Annotated in this window: 15 protein-coding genes; 7 read left to right on the top strand and 8 right to left on the bottom strand. The window is 74.6% G+C overall.

All coding sequences use genetic code 11. The features are described from left to right. Positions 1 to 68: 68 nt before the first annotated feature. Positions 69 to 656: a DUF5753 domain-containing protein gene (locus JOE68_RS02060; protein WP_204840650.1), complete on the bottom strand. Its 588-nt coding sequence runs from the start codon at positions 654 to 656 to the stop codon at positions 69 to 71. A gap of 126 nt (positions 657 to 782) precedes the next feature. Between JOE68_RS02060 and JOE68_RS02065 the strand changes: the two genes are divergently transcribed. From JOE68_RS02065 to JOE68_RS02085, 5 genes are all read left to right on the top strand, one after another. Further along, complete coding sequence (locus tag JOE68_RS02065) at positions 783 to 1,373, top strand: TetR/AcrR family transcriptional regulator (RefSeq protein ID WP_204840651.1); 591 nt, start codon at positions 783 to 785, stop codon at positions 1,371 to 1,373. Continuing rightward, complete coding sequence (locus JOE68_RS02070) at positions 1,373 to 2,530, top strand: MFS transporter (RefSeq protein WP_204840652.1); 1,158 nt, start codon at positions 1,373 to 1,375, stop codon at positions 2,528 to 2,530. Before JOE68_RS02065 ends, JOE68_RS02070 begins: the two co-directional genes overlap by 1 nt. A 10-nt stretch (positions 2,531 to 2,540) precedes the next feature. Continuing rightward, on the top strand, positions 2,541 to 2,972 hold the full coding sequence (locus tag JOE68_RS02075) for an acyl-CoA thioesterase (protein ID WP_204840653.1): 432 nt from the start codon (positions 2,541 to 2,543) through the stop codon (positions 2,970 to 2,972). A 454-nt stretch (positions 2,973 to 3,426) separates the two neighbouring features. After that, the gene (locus tag JOE68_RS02080; RefSeq protein WP_204840654.1) at positions 3,427 to 4,638 is read left to right on the top strand and encodes a cytochrome P450 family protein; all 1,212 of its coding nucleotides are present in this window, start codon (positions 3,427 to 3,429) and stop codon (positions 4,636 to 4,638) included. Positions 4,639 to 4,669: 31 nt separating this feature from the next. Beyond that, on the top strand, positions 4,670 to 5,965 hold the full coding sequence (locus JOE68_RS02085) for a cytochrome P450 (protein ID WP_204840655.1): 1,296 nt from the start codon (positions 4,670 to 4,672) through the stop codon (positions 5,963 to 5,965). A 163-nt stretch (positions 5,966 to 6,128) separates the two neighbouring features. On the opposite strand, the gene JOE68_RS02090 is transcribed toward JOE68_RS02085, so the two are convergent. The 3 genes from JOE68_RS02090 to JOE68_RS02100 form a co-directional block, all read right to left on the bottom strand. Next, positions 6,129 to 6,725, bottom strand: a complete 597-nt coding sequence (locus JOE68_RS02090; RefSeq protein WP_204840656.1) for a D-alanyl-D-alanine carboxypeptidase family protein — start codon at positions 6,723 to 6,725, stop codon at positions 6,129 to 6,131. Between the two features lie 91 nt (positions 6,726 to 6,816). Next, positions 6,817 to 7,764, bottom strand: coding sequence for a class A beta-lactamase (gene bla, locus JOE68_RS02095; protein WP_204840657.1), 948 nt, complete (start codon positions 7,762 to 7,764; stop codon positions 6,817 to 6,819). 96 nt (positions 7,765 to 7,860) lie between these two features. Then, positions 7,861 to 8,730 carry a class I SAM-dependent methyltransferase gene (locus tag JOE68_RS02100; protein ID WP_239562093.1) on the bottom strand — a complete coding sequence of 290 codons (870 nt, stop codon included), beginning with the start codon at positions 8,728 to 8,730 and terminating at the stop codon, positions 7,861 to 7,863. A gap of 74 nt (positions 8,731 to 8,804) precedes the next feature. Between JOE68_RS02100 and JOE68_RS02105 the strand changes: the two genes are divergently transcribed. Further along, positions 8,805 to 9,398 (top strand): TetR/AcrR family transcriptional regulator, encoded by a 594-nt coding sequence (locus JOE68_RS02105; protein WP_204840658.1) that lies wholly within the window; start codon positions 8,805 to 8,807, stop codon positions 9,396 to 9,398. 54 nt (positions 9,399 to 9,452) lie between these two features. On the opposite strand, the gene JOE68_RS02110 is transcribed toward JOE68_RS02105, so the two are convergent. Then, positions 9,453 to 10,928 carry a peptide MFS transporter gene (locus tag JOE68_RS02110; protein WP_204840659.1) on the bottom strand — a complete coding sequence of 492 codons (1,476 nt, stop codon included), beginning with the start codon at positions 10,926 to 10,928 and terminating at the stop codon, positions 9,453 to 9,455. Positions 10,929 to 11,106: 178 nt separating this feature from the next. Here JOE68_RS02110 and JOE68_RS02115 point away from each other — a divergent pair, with 178 nt between their 5' ends. After that, positions 11,107 to 11,640: a TIGR03086 family metal-binding protein gene (locus JOE68_RS02115; RefSeq protein WP_204840660.1), complete on the top strand. Its 534-nt coding sequence runs from the start codon at positions 11,107 to 11,109 to the stop codon at positions 11,638 to 11,640. Positions 11,641 to 12,014: 374 nt separating this feature from the next. On the opposite strand, the gene JOE68_RS02120 is transcribed toward JOE68_RS02115, so the two are convergent. The 3 genes from JOE68_RS02120 to pdxT form a co-directional block, all read right to left on the bottom strand. Beyond that, on the bottom strand, positions 12,015 to 12,536 hold the full coding sequence (locus tag JOE68_RS02120) for a DUF4262 domain-containing protein (protein WP_204840661.1): 522 nt from the start codon (positions 12,534 to 12,536) through the stop codon (positions 12,015 to 12,017). Between the two features lie 141 nt (positions 12,537 to 12,677). After that, positions 12,678 to 13,430 (bottom strand): YebC/PmpR family DNA-binding transcriptional regulator, encoded by a 753-nt coding sequence (locus JOE68_RS02125; RefSeq protein WP_204840662.1) that lies wholly within the window; start codon positions 13,428 to 13,430, stop codon positions 12,678 to 12,680. Positions 13,431 to 13,448: 18 nt separating this feature from the next. Further along, positions 13,449 to 14,054, bottom strand: coding sequence for a pyridoxal 5'-phosphate synthase glutaminase subunit PdxT (gene pdxT / locus JOE68_RS02130; RefSeq protein ID WP_204840663.1), 606 nt, complete (start codon positions 14,052 to 14,054; stop codon positions 13,449 to 13,451). Positions 14,055 to 14,069: the final 15 nt, after the last annotated feature.

The raw sequence follows: 14,069 nt of genomic DNA on the forward strand, positions 1-14,069 counted from the left end.
CCGCAGGTACGCGGAGACGTTCCGGACAGTTCGGGCGAGTCGGGGCGCGGGCGGCGGCCCGCGCCCCCTCAGCCCGGCCGGTCGGCGTGCGCGGCGAAGGCGGCCCGCGAGTCCTCCGCCGACAGCGCGCACCGGCGCAGCACCGCCGCCGCCTCCCGGTAGCGGGCGACCACGTCGAACCGCTCGGACAGCGACCCGGTGTGCACCGCCGGGCCGCCGACGGCGAAGCCGAGGAGGGTGAACGAGTGCCGGAACTCCGGCCGGGCCCCCGCCGTGAACGGCACCAGCCGCACGTCCGCGCGCTCGGCGAGCCGGCGCAGCTGCGCCCGCAGCACGTCGCGCCCGGCCGCCCACGCGTGCAGCGCCGTCTCGTGCACGAAGAACTCGCACTCCGGCGGCAGGTGGCGGCGCAGGACCTCCGACCGCTCCGGGTCCGTGCCCAGGACGCTGGCGTACTCCGGCACCTGCAGCAGCGCCGGCACCGCCAGGGTGTCGTAGGCCACGATCCCGGTCGCGCGGCGCTCCGCGACGCGCAGCGCTTCCGGCGCCTCCGGGTCCACGTGGTCGTAGTGGGCGAGCCGGACCAGGTCGATCAGGTCGATGCCCCGCCGCACCCCGTCCCCCTGCGGGGACCGCCCCGATCGGATGTCGTCCACGGTGCGCACCGTAGTGCGGTCCACCTGCGGGTTCGAGCCGGCGAACCCGAGATCACCCCAAAGTGGACATATCAAATCCGTACGTACTGATTGGATTTCCGCGGCCGGCTTTGGCAACATCGACCGGTGCCCAGGGTGAGCCAGGACCACCTCGATGCCCGCCGCCGCCAGATCCTGGACGGCGCCCGCGCGTGCTTCGCGCGCCACGGCTACGAGGGAGCCACCGTACGTCGCCTGGAAGAGGCTACCGGCCTGTCCAGGGGAGCGATCTTCCACCACTTCCGCGACAAGGAGTCGCTGTTCCTCGCCCTCGCGGAGGACGACGCGCTGCGGATGGCCGACGTCGTGGCCCGGCAGGGCCTGGTGCAGGTCATGCGCGACCTGCTGGCGGCGCCCGAACCGGGCGCCGAGCACCCGGCGGACTGGCTGGGCACGCGCCTGGAGGTGTCGCGCCGGCTGCGCACCGACCCCGAGTTCCGCAGCCGCTGGGCGGAGCGGTCGCGGCAGCTCACCGACGCCACCCGGCAGCGGCTGCTGCGCCAGCGCGACGCCGGGAACCTGCGCGACGACGTGGACGTCGACGTGCTGACCTCGTTCCTGGAGCTGACCCTGGAGGGACTGGTCTCGCACCTGGCGATGGGGCTGCCCGCGGACGACCTGGAGCCCGTGCTCGACCTGGTGGAGGAGACCGTCCGCCGGCACCGCCGCACCGGCTGATGGGCCGCTACCTCGTCGCGGCGGGGCTCGCGCGGCTCGCCGACGAGATGGTGGGCGTGGCCGTGGTGCTGCTGGTGCTCGACCGCACCGGGTCGGCGGCGCTGTCCGGCGCGGTGGTCGCCGCCTACACCGTGCCGTCGGTGCTGTCGGGGCCGCTGCTGGGCGCCTGGCTGGACCGCGCGCGGCGGCCGGTCGCGGCGCTGGCGGGCAACCAGTTCCTGCTGGCCGCGGTGGCGGGCGGGCTGGTGTCGGTGGGCGACGACGCCGCCGCGCTGCTCGGCCTGGCGTTCCTGGCGGGCATCACGCTGCCGATGACCAGCGGCGGGTTCACCGGCCTGGTGCCGCGCCTGGCCACCGACCTGCAGCGGGCCACGGCGCACGACGCGATGGTGTTCAACGCCGCGGCGATCGGCGGGCCGGCGCTGGCCGCGGTGCTCGTCTCCGCCCGGGGCCCGGCCTCGGCGGTGGTCGCGCTGGGCGCGCTGGCCCTGGCCGGCGGGCTGTGGACGCTCGGGCTGCGGGTGCCGCCGGCGCGGGCGGAGCACCCGTCGCTGGCCACCGCGCTGCGGCGCGGGCTGCGGCACCTGGCGACCACCGCACCGCTGCGCGGCGCGACGGTCGCCTCCGTGGTCGCCTTCGGCGCGATCGGGGTGCTCGCGCCGGTGCTGCCGCTGCACGTGCCGTCGCTGGGCGTCGACGACGGTCGGGTGGGGCTGGTGTGGGCGGCGCTGGAGGTCGGGTGCGTGGCGGGGTTGCTGGCGGTGCGGCGGCGCCTGCCCCGGTGGCGCCCCGAGCGGGTGGTGCTGGTGACGGTCGCGCTGTTCGGGGCGGCGGTGGCGGCCTGGCCGCTGGCGCCGAGCTTCCCGGTGCTGCTGGCCCTGGCCCTGGTGAGCGGTCTCGTGCAGGGCCCGACGCTGACCTCGGTCATCACCGCCCGGCAGCGGTACACCCCCGCCGACCTGCTCGGGCAGGTGTCGACCACGGGCGCGAGCCTCAAGCTCGGCGGCTTCGCGGCCGGCGCGGCGCTGGGCGGCGTGTTGGTGACCCGGGTCGACCCGTCGGTGATGATCCTGCTGGTCGCGGCGGCGCAGTGGGTCGCCGCGGCGCTGGGCGCGATCGCGGCGAAGTCCTCGAAACCCCTCCGGGTGAGCCCATAGGATCGCCGGCATGGCCGACGCGCGACCTGCCCACGTGCACCGGGTGCGGGTGCGCCCGGTCGACTGCGACCGCCAGGGGGTCGTGCACGCCTCCCGGTACCCGGTGTTCTTCGAGGCCGCGATGGTGGAGGCGCTGCGCTCGCTGCTCGGCTCGTACCGGGAGCTGGAGAAGCACGGCATCGACTTCGTGGTGGCCGAGACGTCGATCCGCTACCTGGCCCCCGCGCGGTTCGACGACCTGCTGCGCATCGGCGTCCGGGTGCGCACCCTGGGCACGACGACGCTGACCATGGGCTTCGACGCGGACGTGGCCGGCACGCCGGTGGCCACCGGCTGGAACCGGTACGTGGCGTTCGGGACCCCGGAGCTGCGCAGCACCCCCATCCCGGACGAGTTCCGCCGCCTCTTCGAGCCGCGTCGGGCACGCGGGCACCGAACATGACCGGACGCGAATCATGACCCATGGCCCACGATTCGCGACTCCGGCTTTTGACTTGTAGCTTCGGGTTTCCAGCACGCCCCGTGCAGTCCGGTGGCCTCGTGTTCTCCCCGTATGGCCTGCCCGGAGGGCTACCATGCTTTCTTGGGGGGTGCAAGCACGCTTTTCGCTTGCACCCCCCAAGAAAGCATGGTCGTCTTTAGACAGGTCATGCGGGGGGAACACGAGGCACACGGCTGCGCTGAACAGCGCCGCCGCGCGGAGCGCGGCTTGTGGTGAGAGCCGAAGCGCCGCCGCGCGGGGCGCGGCGAACAGGCCGGAGTCGCGCGGGACGCGCGAGGCGCGGCTCTGCGTGCGCTGGAGCCGCGCGGAGCCGCCTTGCCCCCCGGCGGTGGTCCGCGCTAGCGTCGCCACTCAGATGACGACAACATCTGATCACGACATCCGGAGTGCGCGCATGACTGTTCCCGAGATCGACCCCACCGACCCCGCGGTCCTGCTCGACCCGTTCACCGCGTACGGGAGGGCCCGCGAGCAGGGCCGCCTGGCCCGCATGGACGTCCCCGGGCTGGGCGCGCTGTGGATCGCGACGCGGCACGAGGACGCCAAGGCGCTGCTCAACGACCCGCGGTTCGAGGTCACCGCGTCGAGCTTCGTGGGCCTGCCGGGCGTCCCCGAGCACTGCCGCCGCTACCTGCGCACGATGTCCGAGCTGGACGGCCCCGAGCACCTCCGGCTGCGCCGGCTCGCCGCGCCCGCGTTCACCGCCCGGCGCGCCGCGGAGTTCCGGCCCCGCGTCGAGCGGATCGTCGACGACCTGCTCGACGCCCTGCCGTCCGACGGGTCCGAGGTCGACCTGCTGGCGGCCTTCGCCCGCCCGCTGCCGATGGACGTCATCTGCGAGCTGGTCGGCATCCCCCACGCCGACCGCCCCCGGTGGCGGGAGTACGGCGCGGCCGTCGCGGCGGGGTTCGGCCAGGCGTTCCTCGACGCCGTCCCGGGCGTCGTGGAGGGCGCGCGGGCCGCCGTCGCGCGCCGCCGGGAGGAACCCGGCGACGACCTGATCTCCGACCTGCTCGGCGTCGAGGGCGACGACCGGTTCACCGACACCGAGCTGGTCACCCTCGTCTGGCACCTCGTGCTGGCCGGGCAGACCCCGACCAACCTCATCGCCAACGCCGTGGACGCGCTGTTCGCGCACCCCGGGCAGCTGGCCGCGCTGCGCGCCGACCCGGCCCTGCTGCCCCGCGCGGTGGAGGAGCTGACCCGCTGGGCCGGACCGCAGCTGCTGGCCACGCCCCGCTACGCGAAGCAGGACGTGGAGTTCGACGGCGTCCTGGTCCGGCGGGGTGAGCCGGTCACCGCGGCCCTGGTGTCGGCCAACCGCGACCCGCGCGCGTTCACCGACCCCGACCGGCTGGACCTGGCGCGCGCCGAGGGCGGGCACCTCTCCTACGGGCACGGGCCGCACTTCTGCCTGGGCGCCGCGTTCGCCCGGGTGGAGACGGAGGTGGCGCTGGGGGCGCTGCTGTCCCGGTTCCCGGACCTCGCGCCGGCCGGGGCCGCGCGGCGCAGCCCGGACGGCGGCACCTGGCGGCTCGCGGCGCTGCCGGTCACCCTCCGACGCGCGCGGCGGGCGGCGTCACCGGGGAGTGATCTTCACCCTTGAGTCTTCCCCCGCCGCACGTCACCGTGGACGGATGCCGTCCGTGTTGAAGAACGCAACGCTGCTGTTCATGGGGCGCGCCGTCGTCCGAGCGCAGGCCGCGCTCGGCGACCCCGCCGCCAAGCTGTTCGGGCTCAGCCCCGCGCGCGACCCGTACCCGCTCTACGAGGCCGTGCGGGAACGCGGCGAGCTGGTGAAGAGCAGGATGGGGCTGCACCTCACCGCGTCGCACGCGCTGTCCACCGCGCTGCTGCGCGACCCCGCGTTCGGCGCGCTGCCGGCGGGCGAGCTGTCGCCGGTCGACTCGCACGCCTACGTCGACGGGCGGCGGCTGGTGAACCCGGTCGAGGAGTCGTTCCTGGTGCTCAACCCGCCCGACCACACGCGGCTGCGCCGGCTGGTCGCGCCGTGGTTCACCCCGCGCGGGCTGCGGGCGCAGGCCGCGACCGTGGAGCGGGTCGTGGAGACCTACCTCGACGAGGTCGCCGAGCGGCCCACCTTCGACCTGGTCGGAGACTTCGCCGCGCGGGTGCCCGTCCAGGTGATCGCCGACCTGCTGGGCGTGCCGGGCGTGGACCACGCCTCGTTCGCCCGGTGGGGCAGCGCCCTGGTCAACGCCCTGGACGGGGTGCGCGACATGCGGGAGATGCGGGCGCTGCACGACGGGCTGCGCGAGTTCGAGGCGTTCCTGGACGACCTCGTCGCGCACCGCCGCGCGCGACCGGGCGACGACGTCGTCAGCGCGCTGGCCGCCCGGGACGACCTGACCCGCGAGGACCTGATCGCGACCACGGAACTGCTGCTGGTCGCCGGGTTCGAGACCACGGTCAACCTGATCGGCAACGCGGTGCTGGCCGTGCTGGCGCACCCCGGGGTGCGCGAGCGGCTGGTGGCCGACCCCGCGCACGCCGAAGCGGTGGTGGAGGAGACGCTGCGGTTCGACCCGCCGGTGCAGTACACGGTCCGGCTGCCGCTCGAGGACACCGAGGTCGCCGGGACCCGGCTGGCGAAGGGCACGCCGGTCATGCTGGTCCTGGCCGCCGCCAACCGCGACCCGGCGGTGTTCGCCGACCCGCACCGCTTCTCCCCCGGCCGCGCGGACGGGCGCGAGCACCTGGCGTTCTCGTCGGGCATCCACTACTGCCTGGGCGCGGGGCTGGCCCGGATGGAGGGCGCGGCGGCGTTGCGCGGGCTGTTCCGCCGGTTCCCGGACCTGCGGGCGGCGGGCCCGGTGCGCCGCCGCCCGTCCCGGACGATCCGGGGCGCGGCGCGGTTCCCGGTCGCCACCGGCATGTCGAAAAACCGCCGGGTGGCGCAAAACGCCAACTAAGACGCCGGCTCGTGCGGCATCCTGTACGCGCGTGGACGACCCGCCGCACCGCCGCCGCGGCGGGCCGTCGCACGTGCCGCGGGATTCCGCGCCACCACGGGTCACAGCGCGCGAACGGGCGCCGACGAATCGCGCCGACGGCCGGTCCTCGGGCAGGCGGCGCTCAGTACCCGGTGGCGCTGGGGAGCATCGTGGGGCACCCGCCGGTCGCGTAGCCCGGCTCGTACTCGAAGTGCCACTCCTCGTTCAGGTACCGGCGGCACCACCCCAGCGCCGGCCCGTTGCGCTCGACCCAGGCCGCGGACTCCAGCGGCTGCACGTCCACCGCGGTCCCCTTGACGTGCATGGACTTCTCCGGCGGCAGGACGTACCGCCCGGCCAGCTCCGCGTTGCCGAACCGCTGCACCGCGTCGGCGAACTCGCGCTGCTGCTGGCCCACGCTGCGCTTGCCGTCCTGCACGCACAGCCGCACGCCCTGCGCCTGCGCCGCGTCCCGCAACCGCTGCCAGGCCGCCGACACGTCCGGGCGCAGGCCGTCGACCTCCTCGTCCACGTACCGGGCGTCGATCGGGCAGGGCGGCCCGGTCTCCGGACCCGCGACCTCCTCCAGGATCGCCAGCGCCCGCCCCGGGACCGGGTCGTCGACCAGCGCCACCCGCCCGGTCGCACCCAGCCCGGCCAGGGCCGCCGCCGCGACCGCGACCGCCACCAGGACGCCGGTCGACACGCGCCTGAAACCGGTGGTGGATGTTTTCGACACGTCGCGAAAGTACCCACTCCGAACGGGATCGCCCACTTTGATGAAGTCGATCACAAGGGGGCAACCCGGGCGTTGTCGGCGCGTGCGGACATCAGGTCAGGGCGGTCACCGCGTATTCGGTCGCTTTCGCGATGATCGCCTGGTCGTATTCGGCGTCGGCGGTGGCTTTGGTGGACATGACCGCGATGACGAGCGGCGCGGAACCCGGCGGCCACACGACGCCGATGTCGTTCACGGTGCCGTAGTCGCCGGTCCCGGTCTTGTCGGCCACGACCCACCCCTGCGGCACGCCCGCCCGGATCCGCTGCGCGCCGGTGGTGTTGCGCTCCAGCAGGTCGCGCAGGAAGGCGCGCTCGTCGGCCGGCAGGGCGTCGCCCAGCACGACCTGCCGGTAGTCCGCCCCGATCGCCCGCGGCGAGGTCGTGTCCCGGGGGTCGCCCGGGGTGGCTTCCACGATGAGCGGTTCGACCCGGTCCATCCGGGTGACCTCGTCGCCGAGGCCGCGCAGGTAGGCGGTCAGCGCGGCCGGCCCGCCCAGGTCGCGCAGCAGGAGGTTGCCGGCCGTGCCGTCGCTGTGGCGGACCGCCGCGTCGCACAGGTCGCGGATCGTCATCCCCGTGGCCACGTGCTGCCGGGTGATGACGGCGCTCTTCAGGAGGTCGCCCTCGGTGTAGGTGACGACCTCGTCCAGGCGCGACAAGGGGTTGCGGTGCAGGACCGCCGCGACCGCCAGCCCCTTGAACGTCGAGCAGAACGCGAAGCGCTCGTCCGCCCGGTGGGCGACGACCGCGCCGCTGCCGGTGGCCACGGCGTGCACGCCCAGCCGGGCGTCGAATTCGCGTTCCAGTTCCAGCAGGCGGTCGTGGCGCTGCTCGGTGCGGGCGGTCGAGGACGGCGCCGGAGAGGGCGGCGCGGTCGAGGACGGCGCCGGAGAGGTCCGGGAGGTCGGCGCCGCGCCCCGCGCGCACCCGGCCAGCGGCAGGAGCGCCGCCGCGCCGAGCAGCGCGCGGCGGGTGACGGTCCGTTCCGATGACGCCATGGCGCTCCCCCGATCGGCGAGGCGCGGAAATGCCTGCCCGCCCCGGATGCTATCCGCGTGCCCGCGGTGGAAACGCCGGGTTCCGAATACCGGGGATCACGTGGTCCCGGTGCGCGCCGCGACCACGGCGACCGTGGCGCAGGGCATCGTGGAGCCGCCTTCCAGCACGGCGAAGGCGGCGCCGACCTCGTCCACCACCCGGGCCACCTCGTCCGCCGGGAGCCGGGTCAGCACACCGGAGGTGGGCAGCTGGGCCAGCCACGAGTCCCGCGTGCAGTGCCGCTCCCGGTCGAACCGCCACCGCTCGGGCTCGCCGAACCCGCCCGCCGCGCGGATGCCGTCGGCGGCCTTGGCGAACATCGGCTCGTACACCGACAGCGCGCTCCGCGGCGCCGCCCCGGCGCCGAGCGGCAGCTCGGGCGCCACCCGCCGGCAGGCCGCCAGGAAGGCCGCACCCACCTGCGCCGGCGGTTCGGGCACGTGCCAGAACACCGCCAGCAGGCCACCGGGCCGCAGCACCCGGGCCGCCTTCGCCGCGCCCGCGACCGGGTCCACCCAGTGCCACGCCTGGCCGGCGACCACCGCGTCGAACCGCCGGCCGGCCGGCTCCCAGCCCTCGAACACCGCCTCCTCCACCACGACGCCGTCGCGCCGCGCGACGGCGGCCATCCGGGCGTCGGGCTCGACGCCCAGCACCGCGCAGCCGGCCGCGCGGAACTGCCGGGCCACGATGCCGGTGCCGCAGCCGACGTCGAGCACAGCGGGGCCGGGCGCGCCCGGTCCGGGCGCGGCGGAACCGGGAGCGGCAGGACCGGGAGCGGCGGCGACGACCCGGTCGACCAGGGCCCGGGGGTAGCGCGGACGGGCGCGGTCGTAGCGCTCGGCGTCCGCGCCGAACGACTCCGCCACCTCCCGGAGGTGGTGGGTCCCGGTGGCGGGCGTCGGCTCCGGCTCTACAGTGGGCATGTGCCCATTGATAGTGGGCACATGCCCACTCGTCAACCGGGCGGGCCGGGCGGAGAACGGGAGGGGTGCGGGCGATGCCGACCGGGGTGGCCCTGCGCGACGTGCGGGAGCAGCTGTTCGACGCCGCCGACCGCGTCCTGCTCGCGGCCGGGCCGAGCGCGCTGACCAGCCGCGCGGTCACCGAGGAGGCCGGCTGCGCCAAGGGCGTCCTGCACCGGCACTTCGCCGACTTCGACGCGTTCCTGGCCGGGTTCGTGCTCGACCGCGCCCACCGGGTGGACGCCCGCACCGCCGCGCTGCGCGAGTCCGCCGGGACCGGGGACGTCGTCGGCAACCTCGCCGACGCGCTGACGGCCCTGTTCGGGTCGGTCGCGGTGGCGATCGTCGCCCTCGTGACCTTCCGGGACGGGCTGCGCGCCCGGCTGCGGGAGACGTGGCCGGCCGGCGTGCCGGTCCTGACCGAGGCCGCGGTGGCGCTCGCCGACTACCTCGCCGCCGAGCGCGACCTGGGCCGCGTCGCGGCGGACGCCGACGTCGACACCCTGGCGTTCACCCTGATCGGGACCGCGCACCTGCTGTTCGCCGACCGGACGGGGGCGGCGCCGGAGGCCGACGCCGTCCGCCGGGCGGTGGCCTCGGTCCTGGCCGGCGCGGTGCGGCGGGCCTGACACCGCACCGCCCGCGGCGGGCAGGGCCCGGAAGGCCCCGCCCGCCCCTGCGGGTCAGTCGACCCCGTGCATCAGCTTCCTGATGTTGTTCGTGCCCAGCACCAGCAGGATGCCCAGCAGGATCGAGACGCCGCCGAGGACGCCGAAGTACGGCACGGCGTTCTCGTCGCTGTAGAACCGGACGACGATCGCGCCCACGCCCTGCCCGGCGGCCGAGGCGAGGAACCACAGGCCCATCGTCTGCGACGCGAACGCGCGCGGGGCGAGCTTGGTCGTCACCGACAGGCCCACCGGGGACAGCAGCAGCTCGCCGGAGGTCATCACCGCGTACATCGCGATGATCCACAGGAAGCTGGCGCGCACCGCCGGGTCGCCCTGGCTCGCGATCATCATGAGCACGTAGGACAGGCCGACCAGCAGCAGCGCGTAGCCGAACTTGCGCGGCGTCGCGGGCTGGCGCTTGCCGAGCTTCACCCACAGCAGGGCGAACAGCGGCGCGAACAGGATGATCATCACCGGGTTGATCGACTGGATGAACGACGGCGGGATCTCCATGCCCAGGAAGTTGCGGTCCAGCCGGGTGTCCGCGAACGCGGCGATGACGGTGGCGCTCTGCTCGAACAGCAGCCAGAACATCGCCGCGGCGATGAACAGCGGGATGTAGGCGGTCAGCCGCGAGCGCTCCACCGAGGTGGTCTTCGGGCTGCGCATCATCACCACGAAGTAGCCGATGGGCAGCAGCACGGACGCGACGCTGATCAGGTTGATCACGCCCTCCGCGCCGAGCACGCCGGTGACGACGAGGACCGCCACGACGGCGACCAGGCCCAGCGTCACGGCGACGATGCGGCCGATCACGCGGGCGCGCTCGTCGGCCGGCAGCGGGTTGGGCGGCACGGCGGCCGACGTGCCCAGGTTGCGCCGCCCGAACCGGTAGGCGACCAGGCCCAGCGCCATGCCGACGGCCGCGGCGCCGAAGCCCAGGTGCCAGTCGATCTTCTCGCCGAGCGTGCCGCACACCAGCGGCGCGAGGAACCCGCCGAGGTTGATGCCCATGTAGAAGATCGTGAAGCCGGAGTCGCGGCGCGCGTCGTCCGGCGCGTAGAGGCCGCCGACGACGGTGGAGATGTTCGGCTTGAGCAGGCCCGTGCCCAGCACGATCAGGATCAGGCCGGCGTAGACGCCGGCGATGCCGATCGGCAGCGCGAGCGCGATGTGCCCGAACATGATCAGCACGCCGCCGTAGAAGACGGACCGCTGGCCGCCCAGGATCCGGTCGGCCAGCCAGCCGCCCGCGACACCGGACATGTAGACCGACGCGCCGTAGATGGCGACGAGGCTCAGTGCGAAGCTCTTGTCCAGGCCCAGTGCGCCTTCCGCCGTGGAGCGGTAGAGGTAGTAGGCGAGGATGGCTTTCATGCCGTAGTAGGAGAAGCGCTCCCACAGCTCGGCGAAGAACAGCGTGGACAGTCCTCGGGGATGCCCGAAGAAGCCCTTCTGCGGGGCGGAAACCGCGCTCGTGGCGCTCACTGGTTCCTCCTGGTGTCAACGATGTCACCCACGGCGTTCCGGGCCACGTTACGCCGTACGTTCGTACTGGAAGAAATCGACCCGCTGTCGTGTGGCCCGGCCCACACCTCCGGGTGCGATCGCGGTCAACCTTTGGTGCACTCGACGGGTGGATCTCATCGAGGCGCACGGACGCGCGATGACGGAGTTCGACACGCGGGTGCGCCGGGTGCGCCCCGAGCAGTGGCGGCTGGGCACCCCCTGCCGGGGGTGGTCGGTCCACGACCTGGTCAACCACCTGGTGCACGAGCAGCTGTGGGCGCCCGAGCTGCTGGCCGGCTGCACCGCCGAGCAGGTCGGCGACCGGTTCGAGGGCGACCGGCTGGGGTCCGACCCGCTGCACGCGTGGGTGCTCGCGGCGGCCGCCGCGCGCGAGGCGTGGATCGAGCCCGACGCCCTGCAGCGGTCGGTGCACCTGGGCGCGGGCCGGTCGACCGCGGTCGAGTACGGCTGGCGGATGGCGCTGGACCTCGGCGTGCACGCGTGGGACCTGGCGCGGGCGATCGGCGCGCCCGACCGGCTCGACCCGGACCTGGCGGCGGCGCTGCTGGACCACGCGACCGCGCACGCGGCGGAGCTGCGGGGCAGCGGGGTGTTCGGGCCGCCCGTGCCGACCCCCGAGAACGCTCCCGCGCAGGACCGGCTGGTCGCCCTGCTCGGCCGGGCGCCCTGACGGCGTGGTGGCCCGACCGGGGTCTTGTCGCGGGGGAAGCCCATCCGGAGCCTCCCCCGCGACCTGTTCCCCGGCCCGGTCGGGGCCGCCGGGACCGAGCCCTGCGCACGTCCCGCTCCGGTGACTCCCCCTCGGGCGAGCCGCCTCGGGCGGCTGCCCGTCCACCGGAGCGGGACGTGCTCCCCCTTGCCGCGTGCGAAGCCCCCGATCTCCCCGCACCCCACAGTGATAGCCCTCCGCCGTTGTCCGGTGTCGGGCGCCCGCCGGCTGACGACGATCGCCGGACAACCGGCGGCGGGACCGGTCGACGCCGGACGCGCGGGTGGTGACCGCTGCCGGGGGCGCTGCCGCGCTGCCCGCCGGGGAACCGCCGATCAGGGACCGTCGTGCCCCGGGACCCAGCTCTCCGGCCGGCCGCTCTCGGTGAGCACCAGCTGCCAGTCGGCGAAGCCCGCCGGCGCGTCGGGGTGCCACGGCCAGCGGCCGTCGGTGGTGGGCAGGATGATCTGCACGGCCGGGAAGTCGCCCTTGCCGTAGAGGAGGAAGGCGCTGCCGAAGAACTCCGGGTAGAAGCCCTTGAAGACGCGCTCGAAGGTGACCGGGACGCCGTCGAAGAAGTCGTGGTGGAGCTTGCCGGGGACGAACCGCTCCCCCTGGCGGGCGCGCGCGACGTAGGCCCGGAGCAGCACCTCGGCCATCTCCGGCGGCAGGCCGATGACCACCGCCTCGGCCACGCCGAACCGGCGCCACGCCCCGACGGAGAAGGCGTACTGAGCGCCCTCGGCGTCCTCCGGCACCGTGACGACCGCGTGGCCGTGGCGCTCGGCCTGGTCGAACAGCCAGTCGCGGAGCTTCGCTTCCTGGGGGGTCAACGCGGGACTCGTCACGCCCGACATTGTGCCCTCCCCGACCGGGTGACCGGGCGCACGCCCGGTCGCGGACCGCCACCGCGGCGGCCGGGCGGCCCCTCCCGGACCGCGCGGCGCGCGCCTCCCGCGGGAGGCGCGCGCCGCGCGGTCGTCACCGTTCGGGTCGGGTCAGGCGTCGACCTCGGCCATGACCTGGTCGGAGACGTCGAAGTTCGCATAGACGTTCTGCACGTCGTCGCAGTCCTCCAGGGCGTCGATGAGCTTGAAGACCTTCCGCGCGCCCTCGGCCTCCAGCTGCACCGAGACCGACGGCAGGAAGTTCGCCTCCGCGCTCTCGTAGTCGTAGCCCGCGTCCTGCAGCGCCTTGCGCACCGCCACCAGGTCGCCGGCCTCGCTGACCACCTCGTAGCTCTCGCCGAGGTCGTTGACCTCCTCGGCGCCCGCGTCGAGCACCGCCATCAGCACGTCGTCCTCGGCCAGGTCGCCCTTGGGCACGATCACCACGCCCTTGCGGGTGAACATGTAGGACACCGAGCCCGGGTCCGCCATGCTGCCGCCGTTGCGGGTCATCGCCGTGCGGACCTCCGAGGCCGCGCGGTTGCGGTTGTCGGTCAGGCACTCGACCAGGACCGCCACGCCGTTGGGGCCGTAGCCCTCGTACATGATGGTCTGCCAGTCGGCGCCGCCCGCCTCCTCACCGCCGCCCCGCTTGCGCGCGCGCTCGATGTTGTCCAGCGGCACCGAGTTCTTGCGGGCCTTCTGGATGGCGTCGTACAGGGTGGGGTTGCCGTCCGGGTCGCTGCCCCCGGTGCGGGCCGCCACCTCGATGTTCTTGATGAGCCGAGCGAAGAGCTTGCCGCGCTTGGCGTCGATTGCGGCCTTCTTGTGCTTGGTGGTCGCCCACTTCGAGTGGCCGCTCATTCGTCCTCCGTCTGATACTCAGCCCGCGGCACGGACCATGTCCACGAAAAGGCGGTGCACGCGCCCGTCGCCGGTCAGTTCCGGGTGGAACGAGGTGGCGAGCACGTGCCCCTGCCGAACCGCGACGATCCTACCGGCGGCGTCCCCGGCCGCCGCGGAATCGGGGACCCGGGCGAGCACTTCCACGCCCTCCCCCGCGCTTTCCACCCACGGGGCCCGGATGAACACCGCGTGCACGTCGCCCACGTCGGTGAAGTCCAGGTCCGCTTCGAACGAGTCCACCTGCCGGCCGAACGCGTTGCGGCGCACCACGACGTCCAGCCCGCCCAGCTGGTGCTGGTCGGGCCGGCCGTCGAGGACCTCGTCGGCCAGCAGGATCATGCCGGCGCACGAGCCGTAGGCGGGCATCCCCTCCCCGATCCGCTCGCGCAGCGGCTCCAGCAGCTCGAACGCGGTCAGCAGCCGGCTGATCGCGGTCGACTCGCCGCCGGGCAGCACCACCCCGTCGACCTCGGCCAGCTCCTCGGGCCGCCGGACGGGGCGGGCCAGCGCATCGGCCTCGGCCAGGGCGACGAGGTGTTCACGGACGTCGCCCTGCAGGGCGAGGACACCGACGACGGACACGGCTGGACTTCCTCC

The organism is Saccharothrix algeriensis, assembly GCF_016907655.1.
In the GTDB taxonomy this organism is placed as follows: Bacteria; Actinomycetota; Actinomycetes; order Mycobacteriales; family Pseudonocardiaceae; genus Actinosynnema; species Actinosynnema algeriense.

What these genes read in the sequence shown, in the direction of transcription:
- JOE68_RS02070 (WP_204840652.1), top strand. Translation starts at nt 1,373, where the DNA reads ATGGGCCGCTACCTCGTCGCGGCGGGGCTCGCGCGGCTCGCCGACGAG.
- JOE68_RS02075 (WP_204840653.1), top strand. Translation starts at nt 2,541, where the DNA reads ATGGCCGACGCGCGACCTGCCCACGTGCACCGGGTGCGGGTGCGCCCG.
- JOE68_RS02080 (WP_204840654.1), top strand. Translation starts at nt 3,427, where the DNA reads ATGACTGTTCCCGAGATCGACCCCACCGACCCCGCGGTCCTGCTCGAC.
- JOE68_RS02085 (WP_204840655.1), top strand. Translation starts at nt 4,670, where the DNA reads ATGCCGTCCGTGTTGAAGAACGCAACGCTGCTGTTCATGGGGCGCGCC.
- bla (WP_204840657.1), bottom strand. Translation starts at nt 7,764, where the DNA reads ATGGCGTCATCGGAACGGACCGTCACCCGCCGCGCGCTGCTCGGCGCG.
- JOE68_RS02100 (WP_239562093.1), bottom strand. Translation starts at nt 8,730, where the DNA reads ATGCCCACTGTAGAGCCGGAGCCGACGCCCGCCACCGGGACCCACCAC.
- JOE68_RS02105 (WP_204840658.1), top strand. Translation starts at nt 8,805, where the DNA reads ATGCCGACCGGGGTGGCCCTGCGCGACGTGCGGGAGCAGCTGTTCGAC.
- JOE68_RS02115 (WP_204840660.1), top strand. Translation starts at nt 11,107, where the DNA reads ATGACGGAGTTCGACACGCGGGTGCGCCGGGTGCGCCCCGAGCAGTGG.
- JOE68_RS02120 (WP_204840661.1), bottom strand. Translation starts at nt 12,536, where the DNA reads ATGTCGGGCGTGACGAGTCCCGCGTTGACCCCCCAGGAAGCGAAGCTC.
- JOE68_RS02125 (WP_204840662.1), bottom strand. Translation starts at nt 13,430, where the DNA reads ATGAGCGGCCACTCGAAGTGGGCGACCACCAAGCACAAGAAGGCCGCA.